19 protein-coding genes and 1 tRNA gene are annotated in these 20,599 nt (G+C 68.9%); 11 read left to right on the top strand and 9 right to left on the bottom strand.

Going from position 1 to position 20,599, the window contains the following annotated elements; genetic code table 11:
• Positions 1-15 precede the first annotated feature (15 nt).
• A complete protein-coding gene (locus ACZ5MC_RS16385) occupies positions 16-1,620 on the bottom strand; it encodes a M4 family metallopeptidase (RefSeq protein WP_464516290.1) in 1,605 nt (534 codons plus the stop codon).
• A 310-nt stretch (positions 1,621-1,930) separates the two neighbouring features.
• Between ACZ5MC_RS16385 and ACZ5MC_RS16380 the strand changes: the two genes are divergently transcribed.
• Positions 1,931-2,023, top strand: a tRNA-Ser gene (locus tag ACZ5MC_RS16380).
• A gap of 142 nt (positions 2,024-2,165) precedes the next feature.
• Here the strand turns inward: ACZ5MC_RS16380 and ACZ5MC_RS16375 are convergent.
• Both ACZ5MC_RS16375 and ACZ5MC_RS16370 read right to left on the bottom strand, forming a co-directional pair.
• Entirely contained in the window at positions 2,166-2,390 is a 225-nt protein-coding gene (locus ACZ5MC_RS16375) for a hypothetical protein (RefSeq protein ID WP_306601545.1), read from the bottom strand.
• Positions 2,391-2,521: 131 nt separating this feature from the next.
• Positions 2,522-5,692 (bottom strand): lantibiotic dehydratase, encoded by a 3,171-nt coding sequence (locus ACZ5MC_RS16370; RefSeq protein ID WP_464516289.1) that lies wholly within the window; start codon positions 5,690-5,692, stop codon positions 2,522-2,524.
• 200 nt (positions 5,693-5,892) lie between these two features.
• On the opposite strand from ACZ5MC_RS16370, the gene ACZ5MC_RS16365 reads away from it, so the two are divergent.
• From ACZ5MC_RS16365 to ACZ5MC_RS16350, 4 genes are all read left to right on the top strand, one after another.
• Positions 5,893-6,072 (top strand): hypothetical protein, encoded by a 180-nt coding sequence (locus ACZ5MC_RS16365; RefSeq protein WP_464516288.1) that lies wholly within the window; start codon positions 5,893-5,895, stop codon positions 6,070-6,072.
• Between the two features lie 73 nt (positions 6,073-6,145).
• Positions 6,146-7,150 carry a sensor histidine kinase gene (locus tag ACZ5MC_RS16360; RefSeq protein ID WP_306601543.1) on the top strand — a complete coding sequence of 335 codons (1,005 nt, stop codon included), beginning with the start codon at positions 6,146-6,148 and terminating at the stop codon, positions 7,148-7,150.
• 12 nt (positions 7,151-7,162) lie between these two features.
• A complete protein-coding gene (locus tag ACZ5MC_RS16355) occupies positions 7,163-7,903 on the top strand; it encodes a LytR/AlgR family response regulator transcription factor (RefSeq protein WP_464516287.1) in 741 nt (246 codons plus the stop codon).
• 82 nt (positions 7,904-7,985) lie between these two features.
• Positions 7,986-9,518: a methyl-accepting chemotaxis protein gene (locus ACZ5MC_RS16350; RefSeq protein WP_464516286.1), complete on the top strand. Its 1,533-nt coding sequence runs from the start codon at positions 7,986-7,988 to the stop codon at positions 9,516-9,518.
• Here the strand turns inward: ACZ5MC_RS16350 and ACZ5MC_RS16345 are convergent.
• Positions 9,513-10,637 (bottom strand): molybdopterin molybdotransferase MoeA, encoded by a 1,125-nt coding sequence (locus ACZ5MC_RS16345; RefSeq protein ID WP_464516285.1) that lies wholly within the window; start codon positions 10,635-10,637, stop codon positions 9,513-9,515. The genes ACZ5MC_RS16350 and ACZ5MC_RS16345 overlap by 6 nt on opposite strands.
• Before the next feature lie 37 nt (positions 10,638-10,674).
• Here ACZ5MC_RS16345 and ACZ5MC_RS16340 point away from each other — a divergent pair, with 37 nt between their 5' ends.
• The 5 genes from ACZ5MC_RS16340 to ACZ5MC_RS16320 all read left to right on the top strand — a co-directional run bounded on the left by ACZ5MC_RS16340 (position 10,675) and on the right by ACZ5MC_RS16320 (position 15,825).
• On the top strand, positions 10,675-12,876 hold the full coding sequence (locus ACZ5MC_RS16340; RefSeq protein ID WP_306601539.1) for a RelA/SpoT family protein: 2,202 nt from the start codon (positions 10,675-10,677) through the stop codon (positions 12,874-12,876).
• Positions 12,877-12,904: 28 nt separating this feature from the next.
• The gene (locus ACZ5MC_RS16335) at positions 12,905-13,483 is read left to right on the top strand and encodes an NUDIX hydrolase (protein ID WP_464516284.1); all 579 of its coding nucleotides are present in this window, start codon (positions 12,905-12,907) and stop codon (positions 13,481-13,483) included.
• Between the two features lie 69 nt (positions 13,484-13,552).
• Complete coding sequence (locus ACZ5MC_RS16330) at positions 13,553-13,753, top strand: hypothetical protein (protein ID WP_306601537.1); 201 nt, start codon at positions 13,553-13,555, stop codon at positions 13,751-13,753.
• A 3-nt stretch (positions 13,754-13,756) separates the two neighbouring features.
• Positions 13,757-14,662 carry a YihY/virulence factor BrkB family protein gene (locus tag ACZ5MC_RS16325; RefSeq protein ID WP_306601536.1) on the top strand — a complete coding sequence of 302 codons (906 nt, stop codon included), beginning with the start codon at positions 13,757-13,759 and terminating at the stop codon, positions 14,660-14,662.
• Positions 14,663-14,946: 284 nt separating this feature from the next.
• Positions 14,947-15,825: an aldo/keto reductase family oxidoreductase gene (locus ACZ5MC_RS16320; protein ID WP_464516283.1), complete on the top strand. Its 879-nt coding sequence runs from the start codon at positions 14,947-14,949 to the stop codon at positions 15,823-15,825.
• Between the two features lie 12 nt (positions 15,826-15,837).
• On the opposite strand, the gene ACZ5MC_RS16315 is transcribed toward ACZ5MC_RS16320, so the two are convergent.
• The 5 genes from ACZ5MC_RS16315 to ACZ5MC_RS16295 form a co-directional block, all read right to left on the bottom strand.
• On the bottom strand, positions 15,838-17,010 hold the full coding sequence (locus ACZ5MC_RS16315; protein ID WP_306601534.1) for a hypothetical protein: 1,173 nt from the start codon (positions 17,008-17,010) through the stop codon (positions 15,838-15,840).
• Positions 17,007-17,762: a bifunctional hydroxymethylpyrimidine kinase/phosphomethylpyrimidine kinase gene (locus ACZ5MC_RS16310; protein WP_464516282.1), complete on the bottom strand. Its 756-nt coding sequence runs from the start codon at positions 17,760-17,762 to the stop codon at positions 17,007-17,009. Before ACZ5MC_RS16310 ends, ACZ5MC_RS16315 begins: the two co-directional genes overlap by 4 nt.
• 64 nt (positions 17,763-17,826) lie before the next feature.
• Positions 17,827-18,132: a FliM/FliN family flagellar motor switch protein gene (locus ACZ5MC_RS16305; RefSeq protein ID WP_306601532.1), complete on the bottom strand. Its 306-nt coding sequence runs from the start codon at positions 18,130-18,132 to the stop codon at positions 17,827-17,829.
• A 77-nt stretch (positions 18,133-18,209) separates the two neighbouring features.
• Positions 18,210-18,821 carry a flagellar basal body-associated FliL family protein gene (locus ACZ5MC_RS16300; RefSeq protein ID WP_306601531.1) on the bottom strand — a complete coding sequence of 204 codons (612 nt, stop codon included), beginning with the start codon at positions 18,819-18,821 and terminating at the stop codon, positions 18,210-18,212.
• Positions 18,822-19,115: 294 nt separating this feature from the next.
• Complete coding sequence (locus ACZ5MC_RS16295; RefSeq protein WP_243333269.1) at positions 19,116-19,412, bottom strand: HU family DNA-binding protein; 297 nt, start codon at positions 19,410-19,412, stop codon at positions 19,116-19,118.
• 372 nt (positions 19,413-19,784) lie between these two features.
• Between ACZ5MC_RS16295 and ACZ5MC_RS16290 the strand changes: the two genes are divergently transcribed.
• A complete protein-coding gene (locus ACZ5MC_RS16290) occupies positions 19,785-20,585 on the top strand; it encodes a tRNA pseudouridine synthase A (RefSeq protein ID WP_306601530.1) in 801 nt (266 codons plus the stop codon).
• Positions 20,586-20,599: the final 14 nt, after the last annotated feature.

The following is a 20,599-nucleotide window of genomic DNA, read 5'->3' as shown; positions in this document are numbered from 1 at the left end:
GGTGAAAAAACGGAGTCACCGAGGCCATGCGGGGCCGAGGCTGATGCCGTGGAAGGCGTCCCACACGGCCTTCTCCTCGGGTCCGCCCTCGCCGTACAGATCCCTGGCGGACGTGATGCAGGCCTCCCTGGCCTCCTTGTAGCCGCTGGTGGAGGTGAGGTAGTGGACCATGGCCCGGTTCCAGATCCGCCCCGCGCGGTCGTTGCCGAGGCCTTCCATCCCCTTGGGAAGGGCGCAGGTGTAGAAGTCGGATTTCGGGTTGGAACTGGCCCCCTGGCTCAGGAAGAAGAAGCACCGGTTCATCGGGCCCGAACCCTCGTGCACGTCCATGAACTGGAGCTCCGGTGACCAGGCGTCGGGGCTGGCGCCGTCCTTGCTGGGTTTGTACATGAAGCGCAGCGGCTGGGGATGGCTGGACCGGACCACCGACTCCCCGATGGTCCAGTTTCCGCCCCAGTTCCCGATGAGGTCGCCCGAGCCCCCGCGGGCGTAGAACTCGATGAGGGCCGCGTTGATGTCCGAGTTGGCTTCGTTGAGGCCGCCGCTCTCGCCGAAGTACTCGAGGTGCGCGGTGCTGGAGCAGAAGCCGTGGCTGAGCTCGTGCGCGACCACGTCCAGGGAGGCCAGGTTCTTGAAATAGCGGCCGTCGCCCAGGGTCACGCACATGCAGGTGTCGCCCCAGAACGCGTTGTCGTAGTCGCTGTCGTAGTGCACCCGCATGGTCACGGCCGTGCCCTTGTCGTCGAGGCCCTTGCGGCCCAGGATCCTGGCGAAGTAGTCCCAGGTGACCTGCAGGCCGTAGGCGGCGTCCACCGCCGTGGTCTCCCCGCTGGCGCCCGCCGTGACGCCCCCCTCGTAGTTGCGGCCGTCCCCCCAGGTGTTGGTGGTGCTCGTGAAGATCGTCCCGTCGTCGTCCCCGATCCTGTGGTCGAGGTTGATCGTCATGTTCCCCGTCCTGCCCCGGGTCCAGTCCCGCAGTTCGAAGCCGCCGCCCTTGGCCCGCACCGTGGTGTTGAGGGCCACGGTGCCGTTGTACTGGGAGATCCCGGTGCCGGTCGCGGCCCTGCCGGTGTGCAGGGAGGACCACCGCTTGAGGATGCCCGAGGTGCGGGCGTCCACCAGGAAATCCACGTGGGCCGTCTCCCTCGCGCCGTTCTCCACTTCCAGGTGGACGCGGTAGGCCAGGACATCCCCGGCGGCGAGCCTCGCCACCACCAGCTCGGTGGTGGGCGGGACCCGGCAGCGCCCCCTGGGGGCAAGCGCCGCCATGGCCACGGCCAGGGCCTCCGCCGGGGGCACGCCCGGGTTGGTGTCCAGGTCCAGGTCCTTCACGAAGGCGTCCGTGACCGACCGGGTCCGGGGGCCCGAGAGATGGAGGATGCCCTCGCCGCCGAAGACCTTGACGCCTTTGTAGTACTGGAGGATGCGGGCGTCGCGCCCCTGGGTGAGGGGGTCCGGCACGATGCTGCGGACCCGCACCGCGTCCTCCCGGCCCAGGCCCAGGCCGGGCTTGAGCTCCTGGATCAGCAGCTGCTCCGGGGAGCCGATGAAGGACGCCTCCTGGGCCGGAAGGGTGGAGCAGAGGGCGAGGGCGGCAAGGGTGAGGGGCGGTCGGGGCATGGATCCTCCAGGGCCCGGCGTGGGCCTGATGCGGGTTCCCGTGGATACGGACCCCGGACGGCCGGAGTAGGCTACGGGTTCGTTCCCGCCGGGGTGTGATTGAACGGAACGATAGTCTTCCGGTCTTGCATGTCAATAGAAGTCACGGTATTAGCTGGAAAAAAAATACTTATTCAAATTTAATGTCGAAATAGTATTAATTCCAGCGATGTTTCATTGCCTGCAACCCGGCCGTGGGCGGTGGCTTCGCGGCGACCCAGGATGGTACCTTGCCCGGGGCGTCCCCAACGGTTACGATGGAAAGCCACCTGGAGAGATGCCGGAGTGGCCGATCGGGCTCGCCTGCTAAGCGAGTGTATTGGGTAAACCAGTACCGGGGGTTCGAATCCCCCTCTCTCCGCCAGATAGACTGCTAAGCCCCTGCGAAATCAGGGGCTTAGCTTTTTCTGGCCGTGGGAGGCCGTGCGTCCGGAGGAGGGGCCAGCGGTGCCTCCCCCCGGCCCCATCCGGCGTGCGTCCACCCCTGGCGGGGGTTCCGGGGAAACCTACCACTTCCTTTCGTACCCGATGCCGACGAAAAGGTCGATGAAGGTGCCCAGGCCCCTGCCCGCCGAAGCCAGGACCTGCATCTGCTGGATGTTGAAGGCTCCCGCGCTGGCGTTGGTGTAGAGGCGGACCCGGCCGTCCTTGAACTTGACGGTGAGCTGCCCTTCGCCAAGCTCGTAGGCCTGAATGGCGGATTCTCCGGAACCGTCCGCGTACGGTGTCATCTTTCCTCCCGATGGGTCCCCTTTGCGAGGTGACTCGATCCTGCCCTTCCTGGGGCCGAAACCTCGCGGATTCCCCCGAACCGTCCATTTCCGGGGCCGAACGGGGGGTGGGCGCGGGCTTCGAGGCCGGGTCAGTCCGGGTCCGGGGATCCAGGAAGCCGGAGGGCGGCGCCCAGGCCTTTCCTTTCCCCGCGGTGCCGTTCTTTCGCCTGGGCGGAATCGTACAGCCGGGCGAGGAATTCCATGAGCACCCATTCCTGCGCACGCTGGTGGCTTCGGAGAAGGCGATTGAGGTGCATGTGGGAGAGGCTCGAAGCCAGGTCCTGGATCGTCCCCTGCAGCTGGCCCCGGGCCCCGGCCTCCCTCAGGGCCAGGAGCGCGGGGCTCACGGGATCCGCGGCGGGGCCTTCCGGCGCGGGGACCCGGGTCTCCAGGGCCTCCCTGAACCTTCTGAAGGTCTTCCCCGTCCCGGCCGCTCCCGGATCGCCGAATTCCTTCCGGAAGGCGATTCGTGAATTCACGGCCAGGGCCTTCCTGGCCTGGAGGTCCAGCCCGAGGCCGGTCCAGATCCGGTCGACCTCGGCCAGCCCCCTCTGCCACCGCGTCGCGTGGTCATCCCCCGCAAGGATGGAATCCAGTACCGCCTGGCTGTCCTCATGGAACCAGGCCTCCGCCAGGCGAAGGCCTTCGGGTCCTCCGTAGCGGGCCTGTTCCGGCTCGTAGGTGTCGACCTGGACCTTCCAGAGCAGCCCCTGGCCCCGGAGCCGCTCGAGGTGCTCCGAAAGGCGCGGCAGCCATTCGCCGAGCAGAAGGCCCGGAGCCCCATGGAACCGCAACCTGAGGTGATCGCCCGGGTCCCCGTATCGCAGGAAGAACCACTGGTCCCACCACCCCTCCTCCTTCGCCGCGCGAAACGCCGGGGCGAGCTCGGCCAGGATCCGGTCGGCCGCGGCATGCCCGCAGTAGACCTTCAGGAAGAGCCATTCGGACCCCGGCAGGAAGGAGCGGACCTGGGGCGCCTCGAGCGACTGCAGGAGGCGGGCGGGGCTGGGCGGCGGCGGCGGCTCGGATTCGAACGGGACCACCAGCTCGTGGGCGAAGGTTCCCTCGGGCGCCGACGCCAGTCCCTGGCCGAAGGGGGGAAAGCACTCCGTGAGGGTGAAGGCCTCCCGCCCCGCGACCAGGTGGCAGAGCGTCTCCACCCAGAGCTCCTGGTCGAGGTCGAAGGGGAGGGCGTTGTCCGCGTCGGCGAGCACCACGTGCCGGGGAAGGCCGCGCTGCCTGCGCAGGCGCCCGAAGGCTTCGCAGGCGCTCCGGGAGGCTCCGGCCAAAGCGGCCCGCAGTTCAGGGCCCGACAGCCGCCACCGCGCCTTGCTCAGCACGTGGCGCCCGCAGGTCACCCTGGGCAGGAACGGCAGGTCCGCCAGGGTGCCCCATGACCACCCTCCCGGCGGACATTCCTGGTCCTGGAGGTGCGCCAGGAACCGGTAGGCGGGGGGGCCGAGCCTGAAATTGTGGGCGGTGGAGAGGCGGGGAATCACTTCCTTGCCCAGTCTCGCCGACGCCAGCACCGCGCGGTCGGAAACGACCCGCACCCGCAGGTCCGAAAGCAGGATGGCATGGGACCAGGGGACGCCTGGGGTCGCGAGGACCGGAATCTCGAACGGCCTCAACCGGGGGCGGACCAGGACATTGCCCAGGCGGCCGCCGGGGTTGTGGACCACTTCGGCGAAGACCGCGTCCGGCCTGAGCGCCTCCTCCCGGCGAAGGTCCTCCACCAGCGCGGCCTCGAGTCCGGGTTCGCCGGGGGCGAAACGCCCCAGCAACCGCGCCGAGCTGGGCCCCGAATAGCCTTCCATGAAGAACTGGAAATCCCCCCCGTCCAGCGCGTCCATGGAGGAGGCGGCCAGGACGGCCATGGCGGCGAAGGAGGCCGGCAGGGCCGGAAGGTCCCCCGGCGCCAAGGCGTCCAGGTCCTCCGGGCCCAGGTCCAGGACCCGGGCCCCGTCCAGCCGCTGCAGCCGGCCCGCGAGGAACCGGTCCCTTTCGGGATAGGGGGGAGGCGACGGGCCTTCCCCGGTGGGGATCCCGAGCCCCTCGAGCAGGGGGGAGGCCACCGGGACCTCCCCGTCGAAGCCGATGCCCGACTCCTCGTCCAGGACCTCCAGGAGTGGAACCCACCGATCCCCATAGCGCTCCCGGAAGGCGCTCCGGAACCGCGCCATGGGGCCTCCGGTCCTTGCGGGCGTCACCCGGCGGAGGGTGTCGATCCCCGCCTCCAGCGCGGCGCGGACCGCCCCCGAGAGCATGAGGCCCGGCGCGGGGCGGAACACGTCGACCTGCAGGGGATCCCGCAGGTCCGGCAGTCCGAGCTCCTCCAGCGGCGCCACCACCTGCCGGTACCCTTCCGGGTGGCTCCCGACGGGTGTCCGGCCCAGCTCTCCGATCCCGTTCCGGACCGCCTCCAGGGCGGCCTTCCAGGGGCCGGGCCGGGGACCCTCCCCGGACCGCTCCAACAGCCGGTCGATGGGATCGCCCTGGGTGAGGGGGGGCTGCAGATCCCCGGCCAGGACCTGGGATTCGGCCAGGAGATCCAGGTACGCCCTGGCTTCGTCTTCCCGGGTTCCCATGAAACGGGCCAGCTCCCCGGCCAGCTCCCCGAGCCGGGCGCCCGTGCCGGAACGGTCGATCACCCACCGCAGCGGGCGGGTCTGTTCGACCGCCTCGAGGTGGTAGGCGGCCCCCCTGCCGCCCTCGTGCGAGACCTTCAGATACCGGTACCAGCCCCCGAAGGGGTGCAGGGTCGTGTTGGGCCGGTAGCTTGCGGACGCGACGGCCTGCGGCATGTCCTCCAGAAGGGCCTGCAGCCGCCCCACCACCCCCCAATCCAGCCGCGCATGGCGCCTTGCCTCCTCCCATGGCCCCAGGGCCAGGGAATTGCCATCGCCCCACCCGCCGAGGGAGACGGACGCGAATAGACCGAAGGGCGTGCATCGGGAGGCCATGCGGGCCAGGTACTTCACCAGGCCATGGTCGAGGTTCCGGGCCTCCTTGCTCCGCAGGCCGCCGTCGGCCCAGGCCTGGATCCGGGATGAAAGGTCCGGCGACGCGACCGCCAAGGCTTCCAGGACGGCGTTCTTCTCCAGGCTCGACCGCATCCTCCGGCGGAGGGCCTCACGCGCCTCCTCCCCGTCCCCGGAGGACGGGCCGTCCTGCGCCCAGGCCTGAAGCACCTCGAGGGGCAGGGCGGGGCTCCGGAGCAGGAACCGGGTTGAAGCATGGCAAAGGACGGGTGGGCGCATGGTCGGTCTTCCCAGGATCGGAATGGGATTCCAGGTGGCCACGGCCTGGCCGTGAAGCCATTGAATTCGCGTGAACGGTGTTTTTTTTGCGCCCAACCGTTCGGCCGTGGTTTACATTCCGTTCATGGGAATTTCTATAAAGCCGGGTGGGTGGGAGGTTACACCAAGGCTGCGTCCGGTGACGCGACCTTGGAGTTCGCATGACCAGCCCATTCCCCTTCCGGAAGGAATCCCTCCAGCCCGCCAGCTCCGCAAGCGGAAGCCAGGCCGGCAGGTCCCCCTTGAAGCAGGACACCCGGGGGGGGCGCTCGGCGAATAACCATGGAGAGGCCAGCATCACCATCACCACGACCCTCACCCACACCGATTGGCTGGACTGAGCCCATCGGGCCCGCGGACCTGATCCCCTATGGATTCGGGGCCGCGGGGGCCGGCCGGATCGCCTACTTCCCGATGTGGAAGAGCAGGGTTTCCATCCTGGCCTGCTACCTCCTTTGGGTCCTCGCCGTTCTCGTCGGACACGGCCTGAACGGAAGGCTCGGCAATCCCTGGTTGTGGGGGAACGCGGTCATCTCCCCCTTCACGCACGTCGTGACGTTCGTTTTCCTCGCTCCCCTGCCGTGGCTCCTGACGCAGCGGTTCCGGACTCCCTGGGCCTTCATCCTGGGGCTTCTGCTCTCCCTTGCCGGTTGCGAACTGGTGGCCGCGGCGCTCCCGTTCCCTGATGCCTGGATGCTCGCCAATGGCCGATTCGATTTCAATTTCCGCAAGGTGGTCCTCCTCTACACGTCCCTGGTGGGGCCGGCCCTGATGGTCGTGGGAGGTCTCATCGCCGCCCGGGCCCGTTCCGAAGAACTTCGAGAAGCCTCGATGACCGAAGCCCAGATCGCCAAGACGCGGCTCCTCCAGAGCCAGATCCATCCCCATGTGCTTTTCAACGCACTGAACGGGTTGGCGGAGCTGGTCCACAAGGATCCCGTGTCGGCGGAGCGGGCCATCCATCACCTTTCGGACCTCCTGCGGCGGATCCTGCGGGCCTCGGAACAGGCGACCTTCCCCCTTGGCGAGGAGCGCAGCCTCGTGACGGACTATCTGGCCATCGAATCCATGCGCCTGGGAAGCCGGCTCCGGGTGGCCTGGGAGTGGGACGACCGCCTGGATACCCTGGAAATCCCGCCCCTCCTTCTGCAACCGCTCGTGGAGAACGCCATCAAGCACGGGATTTCCCCGAGTCTCGAGGGCGGCGACCTGATCGTCCGGGCGCAGGGGGCGGACGGCCTGGTCACCTTCCAGATCTGGAATTCCGGTGAGCCCTTCCTCCTGAAACGGCAAAGCCAGGGCGTCGGCGTGAAGAACCTCAGGGCCCGCCTGGCGCTTGCCTACGGGGACGAGGCGCAGTTCTCGCTGGGAGCCTCCGAAGGCGGCACCCTCGCCCGGATCGAACTTAAAATCCTCTAGGGGTCTCTACCCATGCGACGTCTGAATGCCTTGGTCGTGGATGATGAACCTTTGGCCCGGGAACGAATGACGCGGCTCCTCGAGGAGGCCGGCTGCGAAGTGGTCGGCAACCTCGGGAATGGCCTGGCCCTCCTGGAGTGGCTCCAGGGGCCCGCCGAGGCTGACGTGATCTTCCTCGACATCCAGATGCCGGGACCCAATTGCATGGAGGTCCTGGCCGACGCGCGGAATCCCCCCCCGGTCGTATTCGTGACGGCCTTTTCGGAATACGCGGTCCGGGCCTTCGAACTCTCGGCGGTGGACTACCTCCTGAAGCCCGTTTTCGAGGAACGCCTGTTCAAGTGCCTCCAGCGGGTCCGGGAGCGCCTGGTCCGGCGCCTCAGCCCCTCCGAATTGCGCAACCTTCTCCCCACGCTCCCGCGGTTTCCGATCCTTGCGGGGGAAGGGGAGATCTTCATGGAATTGAGCCACGTGACCCATTTCGAGCTCAGCCAGGACCGGGTCTGGGCGTTCCGGGGCCTGAACAGGTACCTGACCCGCTGGACCACGCTTTCCGATGTGGAGGACGCGTTCCCCGAGGAAGGCATGCTGCGCATCCAGCGCCACATCCTCCTGCGCCCCGAAATGGTCAGGGGGTTCCGGCCCCTGGCCACGGGAAGGATCAAGGTGCTGGTCGCGCCCCGGGTGGAACTGACCGTCAGCCGGGCCATGACGCCGACGACCCGGAAACGGATCGACCCGGCCACGAAGTGACCTTCGGTCCGGGCCTTGAAAAAATTAAGGGCCGCTTGTGGATTGCCGATAATCAGCACAAAGCCCTTCTCCGGAGCCTTCCATGGCCAAGCGTGGTCTGGCGTTGAAGTTCTTCCTTCCCGTCGGCGGCGCCCTGGCCCTGGTGGTGGGGGTGGTGGTGCTCTTCATCGGGTCCCTCCAGACCCGGAGGGCGGAGCAGGCCTTCCGGGAGCACCTCACCTCCCTGGCCACCACCTCCCGGTCCATGATGCATTCGGAGGCGGAGGACTACTGCCGCTCCCGGGGCATGAAGTTCCACCGGGTCATCGTGGGGGACAAGGCCGAGGCCGGGGAGGAGGGCGCCTACGAGCAGAGCGTCCTGCGGTCCTTCGGGGGCGACGCGAAGCTGGAGTCGATGGCCCGGGAGTTCACGGACGGCGAAGGCAGACCCAACCTCGTGGCCTTCGCCCCGGCCCGGATCGCCGAATCCTGCGTGACCTGCCACCAGGCCTTCGGCATCGACCGGTTCAAGGGAAGCAAGGTGGGGGACCTGGTGGCGGCCTTCGGGGTCTCCGTCTCCATGGAGCCCCTGCGCCGGGAGGTGCGCAACCTCAGGATCCTGTGCCTGGGGGCTGGGCTCCTGGTGCTCGCGGCGATCAGCGCCCTGATCACCTACTTCGTCCGGCGGGTCATCCTGGCCCCCCTGGCTGAACTGTCCGGGTCGATCCTGAGGATCGCCCAGGGGGATCTCACCGTCCGCACCGAGGTGCGCAGCGACGACGAGATCGGCCAGCTGGGGTCGGCCTTCAACGGGATGGTCCACGACCTCAACGGGGCGCTGCTCAGGGTGGAGAAGGCCTCGGAACAGGTGGCCTCGGGCAGCACCGAACTCGCGGCCAGCGCCGACGAGATGGTCCGGACGGTGGACGACGCGGCCCGGGGGGGCGAGGCCCTGCGGGAGGCCGGACAGCAGGTGATGACGGCCCTGCAGCGCCTCATGGGCAACGTCCAGGCCATGGACGAGCACACCCGGCGCACGGTGGCGGAGACCGGCGTCGCGGTGCGGGACACGGACCAGGGCGCCATTGCCGGCCAGGGCGCGGCACAAGGGATGCAGCAGATCGAACAGGCCACCTCCCGCATCAACCAGGCCATCCGGGTCATCCAGGACATCGCCCGGCAGACCAACCTGCTTTCGCTCAACGCCGCCATCGAGGCCGCCAAGGCCGGGGCCCAGGGCAAGGGCTTCGCCGTGGTGGCCGAGGAGGTCCGCAAGCTGGCCGAACGCAGCGCCCTGGCCGCCCGGGAGATCGAGGAGATCATCGGCCAGACCCAGGACGCCGTGAAGGGCGGGGTGCAGAGCGTCGCCACCACCCTGGAGCGCCTGGACGACATCCGGAGCCGCATCTCCGAGGTGTCCGGCAGCATCCGCGGCATCGAGGGCCTCGCCCGGGAACAGGGGCAGACCGGGGTGGAGGTGAAGGGCCTGATGGAGCACACCTCCACCCGCCTGGAGCAGAACGCCGCGGCCACCGCGGAGCTGTCGGCCACCGTCCACGAGATCACCCGGACCGCCGAGGAACTCTCCGGGGTCGCGGAGGAGATGAAGGACCTGGTGCAGAAGTTCAGGCTATAGGACGTCCAGGTACCGGGTCGGGCCGGCCTCCATTCCGCCCTCGGGCACCCACGCGAAGGCGTCGGCCTGGGCCAGGCGCACCAGGTCCGCGGAGCCCTTGCTTTCCAGGGGATGGAGTTCCTTCCCGTCGCGCCGGCAGGGCTGGAGCAGGGGCCGGTCCCCGGGGTTGCGCACGGCGGCGGCCAGGCGCCCCTCCTTCCACGGGTCGGGGGCGCGCCGGCCCTGGATCCCCGCCATGGCCACGGGCAGGAAGAGCAGGGCGTTCATGTAGGAGGACACCGGGTTGCCGGGGAGGCCCAGGATCACCCGCCCGTCCAGGAGGGCCGTGAGCATGGGCTTGCCGGGCTTGAGGCGGATCTTGTGGAAGAGGATGCGGGCGCCCAGGTCCTCCAGGACCCGGGGGAGGTGGTCCTTGTCCCCGGCCGACACGCCGCCGGAGGTGACCAGTATCTGCAGGGAGCCCAGGCCCTGGAGGAAGTCCCGCACGGCCTCGGGGCGGTCCGGGAGGGGGGGGAGCCGGACCACGTCGGCGCCCAGGGCGTGGGCCAGTGCCTCCAGCATGGGCCCGTTGCTGTCCCGGATCTGGTGGGGGGCGGGGCGGTCGGTGAGCTCGTCGCCGGTGGGGACGATCCCCACGCGGACCCGCGCGAGGGGGGGCGCCGGCATACCCACCTGGGCCAGGAGACCCGCCCGGCCCGCTCCCGCCGCGGCGCCGGCGGCCAGAAGCAGGTCCCCCTTCCGGGCCTGGGAGCCCCGGGGGCGCACATTGGACCCGGGCGGGGGGGGCGCCGCCGGGGTCAGGCCCTCGGGCCCCTGGACGAGGTCCTCCACGGGCACCACGGCGTCGGCCCCGGGGGGCAGGGCGGCCCCGGTCATGATGCGCACGCAGGTGCCGGGTTCCACCCGGAAGGCCGCGGGGTCGTCCCCGGCGAAGAGGGTGCCCAGGACCCGGCGGGGCGCGGCGAGGTCCCGGCTGCTCAGGGCGGCTCCGTCCATGGAGCTCAGGTCCAGGGCCGGATCGTCCCGGTCGGCGCGGATTTCCGGGGTTTCCGGGGGAGGAAAGGCGGCGGCCAGGATCCGGAGGGCATCTTCAAGGGGGAGGAGGGGGGCGGCGCACATGGTATATATCGTAGTCGAGGGGGATTGGGATAGGAGCATGACAACGACGGTCGTGAATGACGCCTCCCCTGGCGGGGGCTCGTGCCTTACTCTCGAAGGGGCCTACGACCAGGTCCGCTCCAAGTTCCTCTTCCACCACCCCGACGGCGACACCGCGCTGCTCGACCGGGCCTTCAAGGTCGGCAAGAAGATGCACGCCACCCAGAAGCGCAAGAGCGGCGAGCCCTACTTCTTCCACCCCCTTGCCGTGGCGGACTCCCTGGCGGAGTGGCGCCTGGACGCGGTGAGCGTGGCCTGCGCCATCCTCCACGACACGGTGGAGGACACCCTCATGACCATCGAGGAGGTCCGCAAGCAGTTCGGGGAGGAGGTGGCCGACATCGTCGACGGCCTCACCAAGATGAGCAAGCTCAGCTTCACGGACCGCACGCTGCTCAACGCCGAGAACGTGCGCAAGCTCCTGGTGGCCATGGGCAAGGACGTGCGCGTGCTGCTGGTCAAGCTCGCCGACCGGCTCCACAACATGCGCACCCTGGCCTCCATGCGGGAGGAGAAGCGCCGCCGCATCGCCCGGGAGACCCTGGAGCTCTACGCGCCGCTGGCCAACCGCCTGGGCATGGGCACCGTGCGCGCCGAGCTGGAGGACCTGGCATTTGCCAACCTCGAGCCCGAGCGGTTCGCGGAGATGCGCAAGGTCATCGACCAGAAGCGCAGCAAGAGCGCGCCCATGGTGGAGGAGATCAAGAAGACGCTCCAGTCCGCCCTGCGGGCGCAGGGCATCCACGCCGAGATCCTCTACCGGGAGAAGCACCTCTACGGCATCTGGAAGAAGATGGGACTCCAGGAGAAGAGCCTGGACGACATCCACGACTGGCTCGCCTACCGCATCCTCTGCCCCGACCGGGCCTCATGCTACACGGCCATGGGCCTGGTGCACGCCCTCTACAAGCCCATCCCGGGCCGGTTCAAGGACTACATCAGCCTGCCCAAGGACAACGGCTACCAGAGCATCCACACCAGCGTGCTCATGCCCGGCGGGGACTCCTTCGAGGTGCAGTTCCGCACCCAGGACATGGACGACCACGCCGAGGCCGGCATCGCCGCCCACTGGACCTACAAGGAAGGCAAGATCGCCAACAAGCAGGAGATCAACCAGGCCTCCTTCCTGCGGCGGATGGTGGAGCTGCACCAGGAGTCCCGGGACAGCCGGGACCTGGTGGCCAACCTCAAGGGCGAGCTCAGCTTCCAGCGCATCCAGGTGTTCACGCCCAAGGGCGACCTGCGCAGCCTGCCGGAGAACTCCACCCCCATCGACTTCGCCTACTCCATCCACACCGAGGTGGGCCACCACTGCGTGGGCGCCAAGGTCAACGGGCGCATGGTGCCGCTGCGCCACCCCCTCCAGAACGGCGACCGCGTGGAGATCTTCACGAGGGCCGACCACAAGCCCAGCCGCGACTGGCTGAGCGTGGTGGTGTCGGCCGGGGCCAAGGCCAAGATCCAGACCTACATCCGCGAGGAGGAGCGGGCCCACGCGATCCTGATCGGCAAGGAGCGCCTGGACCGGGAGGCCCGCACCCTGGGCATCCGCCTGGACGCGCCCGAGTCCCACGTGGCCCTGGAGGCCCGGCTCAAGGAGCTCAAGATCCCCTCCTGGGACGCCTTCTACGCCCAGGTGGGCTTCAACCGCATCACCTGCCGCAAGCTCCTGGAGCCCCTGGTGCCCGAGGCGTCCAAGGCCGCCAAGGAGGAGAAGCCGCCCGAGGTCTTCCACGACACGGTGCTGGTGGACGACAACGTGGGGATCCTCTATTCCCTGGCGGTGTGCTGCAAACCCATCTGGGGCGACGAGATCGTCGGCTACACCACGAGGGGCCGCGGCATCTCCATCCACCGGGCCAACTGCCCCCACCTCAGCTCGTCGGCCCCCAATCCGGAGCGCCTGGTGAGCGTGGCCTGGGGCAAGGCCTCCAAGGGGCTCTTCAACACCGAGCTGGTGGTGACCACCGAGGACCGCCCCGGCATGGTGGCCTCCATCTCCAACGCCATCCAGAAGGCCGGCCACAACATGCAGCGGTTCAGCGGGTCCAGCTCCGAGGAGGGCGGCGGGGTCTTCTACATCGCCCTGAGGGTGAAGGACCGCAACCACATCGTCGAGCTCATGGGCACGATCCGGAAGCTCAAGGGCGTCTTCACCGTCGATCGCGTCAGGGGGTCCTATTTTGGAACCATCAAATAGATGGGTCCCGCCCCCCGGGGGCGAGCCCGTGGCCTGGACCCGGGTGGAGGAGAGCCTGCGCATCGCCCAGCGCTGGCCGAACCCCTTCAAGCTGTCCCCGAGGACGCCCGAGAACCCCCGGCGCGCCGCGGTGGCGGTGCTGCTCTGGGGGGACGCCCGGGGCGCCCGGGAGGTGGTGCTGGTGCAGCGGGGCTCCACCGCGCCCCAGCACGCCGGGGAGCTGGCCTTCCCCGGGGGCATGGCCGAGCCCGGGGACCGGGACCTCACCGCCACGGCCCGCCGCGAACTGGAGGAGGAGCTGGGGGTGAAGGACGGCCTGTGGGAGATGGGGTGCTTCCCCGACGGGGTGGCCAAGGCCCACACCCGGTTCACGCCGCTCTTCCTGCGCTGGGAGGACCCGGAGCCCCGGTTCACGCTCAGCTCGGAGATCCAGGCCGTCCTGCGCCTGCCCCTGGAGCCCCTGATGAGCGCCCCGTGGGGGATGCAGCGCCTTGAGCTGCGGGGCACGGCCCTGGACATCCCCCGGCTGGAACTGCCCACGGCGCCCCTCTGGGGGGCCACCGCCTTCGTCCTCAAGGCCTGGCTGGACGTGCTGCGCAACACCTGACGGGCTGATACCCTGTTGTCCTGGCCCAGAGCCTGCGCCCTCCCACCTCCCGAACCCACAGGTCCCCCCGTGAAATTCCTCAGCAGCCACGTGATCCAGTTCCTCATCATGGGCGTCGGGGTCTCCGTGATCCTGGGCCTGCTCACGCCCACGTCCCGGCCCGAGCGCACCCGCCAGAGCATCCTGAAGTACGCCGGGGGCCTCCTGGGCATCGGCCTCATCCTCGCGTGGGTGATGTACGTCCTGCCCCAGCATCCCATCAGGTTCTAGGGCATGGAACAGTCGCTCCTGGGATTTCGCACGAGCCTGGCGAACCACGCCAGCGGCCTGTACGGCCGGGCCGCGCGGGCCTTCCCCCCCCTGGGGGAGGCGGGATCCTTCATCCGCGAAGTCCTGCGGAAGTACCACCATGACGACTGCCTCTCCTATGCGGCCAGCCTCAGCTTCTTCCTCACCATCTCGCTGATCCCGCTGACGACGCTGTTCTTCAAGCTGCTCGTGCTGATGCTGGGCAGCGGGGCCTACAGCGCCTCCCTGCAGCGGGCCATCGGGACCATGTATCCCTACCTGCCCCAGGGCTTCATCAGCGACAGCATCGCCCACAGCCGGAAGATCGGCGGCATCGGCCTGAGCTGGGTGGTGCTCCTCGTCGGCGCGCACTGGGGCGTGAACCAGCTGGACCGCTCCCTGTCCCACATCTTCGGCCTGCGCATCAAGGTGCACCGCCAGACCCGCAAGCACAACCTGCTGCGGCGCCTGGGCGTGGTGCTCATGGGCCTGGCCTTCCTGGTGATCCTCCTGACGGCGGGCTTCGAGTGGAGCCTGCGCCGCCAGGCCCCGTTCTCCCCCATCCTGATGTACACCTTCCTGCCCCCATGCCTGGGCCTCCTGCTCATCACCCTCATCCTCCAGCACATCCCCCGGCGCCACGTGAAGTTCCGCCACGCCTTCCTGGGCGCGGCGGTCACCACCCTCCTCTGGTGGGTGGCCAAGGTGGGCTTCGGCTACTACCTGATCCACACCCCCACCTGGGGCATCCTGTACGGCTCCCTGGGCAGCCTCATGGCGGCGCTGGTCTTCCTCTACTACAGCTGCGCGATCTTCATGCTGGGGGCGGAGGTGACCGCCGCGTTCTACCGGCACGAGACCGGGACGCACGACATCTTCCGGGGACACTAGGCCTGTCGGCAGACCTGGAGTAATTCCAAACAAAGATAAGTGGCAACTCCCAGGAGAACCCATCCCCTTTTATCCCAAATATCTGCGTTAATCCCTGTTTCGGCAGGGCCAACGCTGGGATGGGTCGCAGCAGGTGTTATCGGACATCCTCCACCTCGAGTATCAAGCCCCCCGTTCCATCCCCAGGCATCATTCCCGGCCAGCGAATCTCGATCTTCGCTTTGCCGGCACGGCCTACCATATCGGGACACCCCAGCGGGTCACCCGAGATCGGAGACACACCCATGACCAGACGGACCCAGCTTTCCGGCACCTTCAAATTCCCCGGCACGACGATCGCGGTCCACCGCATCGGCTACGGCGCCATGCAGCTCGCCGGCCCCCACGTCTTCGGGCCGCCCCGCGACCGCCCCGAAGCCGTCGCCGTCCTGCGCGAGGCGATCGCCTCCGGCGTCGATCACATCGACACCAGCGATTTCTACGGCCCTCACATCACCAACCGGATCATCAGGGAAGCGCTTCATCCCTATCCCGAAGGCCTCACCATCGTCACCAAGGTCGGTGCCCGCCGGGGGGATGACGGCTCGTGGATTCTCGATCGTTCCCGTGAAAACCTGATCGGGAGCGTCCACGACAACCTGCGCAACCTCGGCCTCGAAACCCTCGATATCGTCAACCTGCGCATGGGCGGCATGTTCGCGCCGGAGCCCGGATCCCTTGCGGAACCTCTCAACGTGCTCATCGAACTCAAGCGGCAGGGCCTCGTTCGCCACATCGGCCTCAGCACCGTCACGCCGGACCAGTTCGTCGAGGCCCAATCCCTGACAGACGTCGTCTGCGTTCAGAACTTCTACAATCTGGCCAACCGCGGCGATGATGCGTTCATTGACCACCTCGCCCTGCAGGGCATCGCCTATGTCCCGTACTTCCCCCTCGGCGGTTTCAGCCCGCTGCAGTCCTCCGTCCTGGATTCGGTCGCAGCCTCACTCGGCGTCACACCCATGCAGGTCGCCCAGGCGTGGCTCCTGCATCGCTCCCCCAACATCCTGCTCATCGCTGGAACCTCCAGCCGCATCCACCTGCGTGAAAACCTCGGCGTGGCCAGCCTGAAGCTCGCACCCGAGGTCATCGAGCAGCTTGATTCCGCCGGCCCCGCAAGGTGACGAAGGGAGGGACTAGAGGTCGTCGAACAGGGAAGGCTGGAGGACCTGGGTGGTGTCGGCCAGGGGCGGGTAGTCCTTGAGGGCCGCCCAGGGACGCTCCGGCGTGAACGGGCCGGGGGGCTCCACGTCGGGGGGGAACCAGCGGATGGAGGGGGGGGTCTGAAGCGCGCCCAGGAAGGCCTGGACGGCGCCCTCCAGGGGCACCGCGGGCACCCGCAGGCGCGCCTCGGGCGGCAGGAGCACTTCGGCCAGGGCGCGGGGGAAGGCGCAGCGGGACTCCAGGGAGACCGGGTCCCGCGGGTCGGCGCCCAGGCCGGGGGTGAAGGTGGGGGGCGCGGGGGGCAGGGGCAGGGCGGCGCGCCAGGGCAGGCCCTCGTTCATGGCCTGGCGGCCCAGGTCGGCGGCGGCGCGGTGGCTGGCGCTCACGCCGGCGTGGATGGGGCAGCGCAGGGTCTTCTCCAGGTGGGCGGTGAGGGCCTGCACGGCCTGGGCGGCCCGGTCCCAGTCGGCTCCCGACAGCTGCCACTCCCGGCCGCCCAGGAAGGACACGCGCCAGCCGGTGCGCCGGCGCTGGAAGGGCAGGGCCATGGGCCAGGCGCCGGCCTCCATGCGCAGGCTGATGGCCTTCTCCGAGCGCGCCTGGGCGTCCTCCAGCAACCGTGCCAGCTCCGCCGGGTCCTGGTGCTCCACGGCTCCCAGGGGCAGGATGAGCTCGCCCCAGAGCCAGCCGGGGTTGTCCGTCTCGGCGGCGCCGCCCTTGCCGGGCAGGGACCAGGCTCCGGAATCCTGCGGTACCCAGGCGATCCGGCCCTGGCGCCAGGCCAGGCCCAGCTCGCCCCCGGGCATCCGGGGAGCGTGGAAGGCGATCCGGGCCGGTTCCCGGAACAGGTCGGCGAAGCCCTCGTCCTTCACGTGCAGGGTGAGGCCGGGGGTGTGGGTGAGCAGCTTCCACCAGCCCAGGCGCACCTCGGGGGCGAGCTCCCGGATCCAGTCCACGGGTCCGTCCCACAGGAGCGAGAAGCCCCGGGGCAGGCGCCCCGCCAGGTCCGTCAGCACCCCGAGGCCCTCCCAGGGCGCCGTGGCGACGGACATGGCCGCGTCCAGGGCGCGCACGCCGCCCCAGCCGGCGTAGGGGACGTCGTCGCCGGTATGGAGCAGCCAGCCCCGTCCTTCCTGGCGCCTCACGCCCGCACCGCGGGTGCGAAGCAGGGCCGGCCCTGGCCTCCGGGGCGCGCCCCGGGCTCCCAGGCGTCCCGCAGGAAGCCGGCGGCGGCCGAGGCCGCCTCCGGGCCCTCCAGGCCCCTCAGGCGGAATCCCAGCCAGGCCGCGGCCAGGGTGCACCCGGTGCCGCGGCGGTCCCCGGGAAGCCGGGCCTTGCGGCCGAGGCTGAGGGCGCCCGATGCCGTGATCCAGAAATCCTCCACCGTGTCCCCGGCGCCGTGGCCGCCCTTGAGCCACACGGCCTCTGCGCCCATCTCCAGCAGGGGCCGGCCCAGGCTCGCAGGATCCGCGTCCCGGGGCAGGCCCGCCAGGGCCGCGGCCTCGGGAAGGTTGGGGGAGACCACCCAGGGGCCGGAGCGGAGCAGGAGCCCGGCCATGGCCCGCAGGCCGCCGGCATCGTGGAGGCCCACCCCCGAGGTGGGGGCGAGGATGGGGTCCCAGATGCGCGCCGCGGGCCCCTGGGTCTCGAGGCGGGTGGCCAGGTCCCGCAGGGTGCCCGGCTCCAGGGCGCAGAGCCCCAGCTTCACCCCCCAGGCGCCCCCCAGGTGCGGGACCAGGGCGTCGAAGACGGGCAGCGGGTTCCGGGGGGGCCGGATGGCTAGGCAGACCAGGCCGTTCTGCACCGTGTCGGCCGTGCTCACGGCCATGGGATGGACACCCAGGGCCGCCAAGGTCATGACATCCCGCAGGATCCCGGCACCCGCGGACGGATCCATGCCACCGAGGCAAAGGGCCACGGGGACGGCGGGAGAGGAGGCGTCGGTCACGTTATAGAGGATATTAGACCTTCCGGTGCGGGTCGATGATCTCCACGATCCGCAGGCCCAGCGAGTCCTCCAGCACCGTGACCTCGCCGCGCATGACGGGGCGGCCCTTGCACAGGACCTCCATGGGTTCGCCGGCGCTCTTCTTGAGCTCCACCAGGGAGCCCACGTCCAGGTCCAGGAGCTCCCGGATGGTCATGGTGGCCGTGCCCAGCTGGATCTCCAGCCGGAACCGGGTGTCGATGAACGGCATCAGCTCCCCGATCACCGTCTCGAAGGTGAGGACGCGGTCGGTGTCGAGCCTGTCGCTGCGCTTGGCCATGGGGATCCGGGAAGGGGCGCCCGTCAAGAAACGGACGCATGACTAGGTATCGGCAACCGCTGTGCCAGACTTGCCCCCTATTGCTGGAGGGCCCAGTCCACGATCAGGACGTCCTTGATGGGGGGCTTGACCTTCTTGCCGGACTTCTTGGCCTTGTCCAGCTCCTCCTTGGAGTGCTTGTTCGCGAACTTGGCGTTGAGCTTCTCCTTGATCTCCTGGCGGATGGACTCCCGGGTCTCCATGTCGGAGGCGGCTTCCACCGTCTTGCCGGAGATGGCTTCCAGGACCATGGACCGGATGATGCTGTTTTCCGGGGAGGGCTTGTCGCTGGCGGCCAGCTTGCCCAGTTCGTGGTTCCGGAAGAGGATGTGGATGTCGCACTTGAGGAAGGCGTTCTTGCGTCCCTCGAGGTTCACGATGAGGCGGTTGAGGGTCATGACCGGGGGGCCCGAGGCGCCTTCGCCCTCGCCGCCCTTGGCCGGAGCCTCCTCCTCGTCGTCCTCCTCCTCCTTGGCGGCGCCCTTGGCCTCGCCCTCCTTGGGCGCGGCCCCCTCGTGCTGGGCGGCGTCCCCGGGCAGGGCCGCGGCGACCTTCTTGGCGCTCATGCTCTTCCAGACGAAGAACCCGCCCCCGCCCAGGAGCAGGAGGACCACCAGTCCGATGCCGCCGAATATGATCATCTTCTTCATGAGTGCTCCCGATCCATGGTCCCGAACCTTTTCAAATGGACAAGCCATCTTATCGGAAGGGGGAGCCCTCGCCCTGAATCTTGGCACCGAACCAGCAATTCCAGGGGCGGAGGCCACCCCTGCCAACGGGTCCGGCATTTCCAGGACCCGATTCCCATGAAAGGACGCGGAGCGGGGCATTTGACCCGTTCGGGGCAATGGGGACGATAGCGGTCCCATTTTGCACGCGATCCGGAATCCCGGCCAAAAAACAAGCGGCCCGGTAACCGGGCCGCTTGGGGGGATCGGTAAAGCCTACTTCTTCTTCTTGCCGCCCTTGCCGTTGACGTCGTCAGCGAGCTTCTTGCCGGGCTTGAACTTGGCGACCTTCTTGGCGGCGATCTTGATCTTCGCGCCGTCGCGGGGGTTGCGGCCCGTGCGGGGTCCGCGGGTGGCGACGGAGAAGGTGCCGAAGCCAACGAGGGTGACCTTGTCGCCGGCGCGCAGGGCGGCGGAGACGCTGGCGATGATGGTATCCAGGGCGGCGGCGGCCTTGGACTTGTTGATGTCAGCCTTCTCAGCGACGGCGCTGATCAGTTCGGCCTTGTTCATGAGGAAACCTCCAAAATGGGGACTTGTATCCCCGGTGGAAAGGAAACGGCGGGGGGGGGATTTGGGAAGACCCGCCGGTGCTCAGTTCTAAAGGGAGTAATGCCCTGAAACCCTTATGGATTCTAGTCTTCAACTAAACTACCAGCAGGTTAGGCCTGCGATGTAAAGGTGTCAAGGCTTTCCGGGATTTTTTTTTTGAAGAATGGCGGCAATGGGACGTCTAGGTACCGGGCCACCCCTTCGACTGGCCCATACCAAGGGTCATAACCCAAGCAGGAATTACATATGCTGATTCCACGCGGCTCCAGGGGGGGGCGGTGCCCCGAAGACCGCCCGTATGGGGAATCCGCGCCGTGGGGATAGAATGGACCCATGGCCTACCCTTATTTCCTCCGCTGTGCCTACGTGGGCACGGGCTTTTCCGGGTTCCAGATCCAGTCGACCCTGCGCAGCGTCCAGGGGGATCTGTGGAAGGCCCTGCGCACCTTCGAGCCCGGCGCCCCCATGCCCCAGGGCACGGGGCGCACCGACGCCGGGGTCCACGCCCGGGCCCAGGGCGTGCTGGTGCAGCTCTCGAAACCCTGGGACCCCTACCGGCTCCTGGCCGCATTCAATGCCCACCTGGCCCCGGACGTGCGGATCATGGCGGTCCTCCCCGCCCCCGAAGGGTTCTTCCCCCGGGCCCACGCCGTGGCCAAGCGCTACGTGTACCGCCTGCAGGAGGGCCCCGCCGCGGACCCGTTCCTGCACCAGCGGCGCTGGCACGTGCACGGCGCCCAGCCCCTGGACCGCGGCGCCATGGCCGAGGCCTGCGCGCACCTGGAGGGGGTCCACGACTTCTCCAGCTTCAGGCACCAGGAGTGCGCCGCCCTGTCCCCCGTCAAGGAGATCTACGCCATCCGCATGGAAGGGCGGGGGCCGGCCCTGGACCTCGTCTTCGAGGGGAACCGGTTCCTCATGCACATGGTGCGCATCCTGGCGGGGACCCTCATGGAGGTGGGCAAGGGCCGCTACCGGGCGCAGGACGTGCCCGCCATGCTGGAGGCCCGGGACCGCTCCAGGGCCGGCATCACCGCCCCCCCCCACGGCCTCTACCTTGAAGAAGTCTGGTACCAGAGGAGATGGGGCATCCTCGAGCCCTCCCCCTGGCCGGAGGAGCCGCCCCGGGACTGAACGCGTTATTCTCT

It is taken from the genome of Mesoterricola sp. JemC181 (assembly GCF_055384585.1).
This window is presented reverse-complemented; position numbering and strand designations above follow the sequence as displayed.

Bases quoted from the DNA above. Each gene is read 5' to 3' on its own strand.
- ACZ5MC_RS16385 (WP_464516290.1), bottom strand. From the start codon at position 1,620: ATGCCCCGACCGCCCCTCACCCTTGCCGCCCTCGCCCTCTGCTCCACC.
- ACZ5MC_RS16375 (WP_306601545.1), bottom strand. From the start codon at position 2,390: ATGACACCGTACGCGGACGGTTCCGGAGAATCCGCCATTCAGGCCTAC.
- ACZ5MC_RS16370 (WP_464516289.1), bottom strand. From the start codon at position 5,692: ATGCGCCCACCCGTCCTTTGCCATGCTTCAACCCGGTTCCTGCTCCGG.
- ACZ5MC_RS16365 (WP_464516288.1), top strand. From the start codon at position 5,893: ATGACCAGCCCATTCCCCTTCCGGAAGGAATCCCTCCAGCCCGCCAGC.
- ACZ5MC_RS16360 (WP_306601543.1), top strand. From the start codon at position 6,146: ATGTGGAAGAGCAGGGTTTCCATCCTGGCCTGCTACCTCCTTTGGGTC.
- ACZ5MC_RS16355 (WP_464516287.1), top strand. From the start codon at position 7,163: ATGCGACGTCTGAATGCCTTGGTCGTGGATGATGAACCTTTGGCCCGG.
- ACZ5MC_RS16350 (WP_464516286.1), top strand. From the start codon at position 7,986: ATGGCCAAGCGTGGTCTGGCGTTGAAGTTCTTCCTTCCCGTCGGCGGC.
- ACZ5MC_RS16345 (WP_464516285.1), bottom strand. From the start codon at position 10,637: ATGTGCGCCGCCCCCCTCCTCCCCCTTGAAGATGCCCTCCGGATCCTG.
- ACZ5MC_RS16340 (WP_306601539.1), top strand. From the start codon at position 10,675: ATGACAACGACGGTCGTGAATGACGCCTCCCCTGGCGGGGGCTCGTGC.
- ACZ5MC_RS16325 (WP_306601536.1), top strand. From the start codon at position 13,757: ATGGAACAGTCGCTCCTGGGATTTCGCACGAGCCTGGCGAACCACGCC.
- ACZ5MC_RS16320 (WP_464516283.1), top strand. From the start codon at position 14,947: ATGACCAGACGGACCCAGCTTTCCGGCACCTTCAAATTCCCCGGCACG.
- ACZ5MC_RS16310 (WP_464516282.1), bottom strand. From the start codon at position 17,762: ATGGATCCGTCCGCGGGTGCCGGGATCCTGCGGGATGTCATGACCTTG.
- ACZ5MC_RS16305 (WP_306601532.1), bottom strand. From the start codon at position 18,132: ATGGCCAAGCGCAGCGACAGGCTCGACACCGACCGCGTCCTCACCTTC.
- ACZ5MC_RS16300 (WP_306601531.1), bottom strand. From the start codon at position 18,821: ATGAAGAAGATGATCATATTCGGCGGCATCGGACTGGTGGTCCTCCTG.
- ACZ5MC_RS16295 (WP_243333269.1), bottom strand. From the start codon at position 19,412: ATGAACAAGGCCGAACTGATCAGCGCCGTCGCTGAGAAGGCTGACATC.
- ACZ5MC_RS16290 (WP_306601530.1), top strand. From the start codon at position 19,785: ATGGCCTACCCTTATTTCCTCCGCTGTGCCTACGTGGGCACGGGCTTT.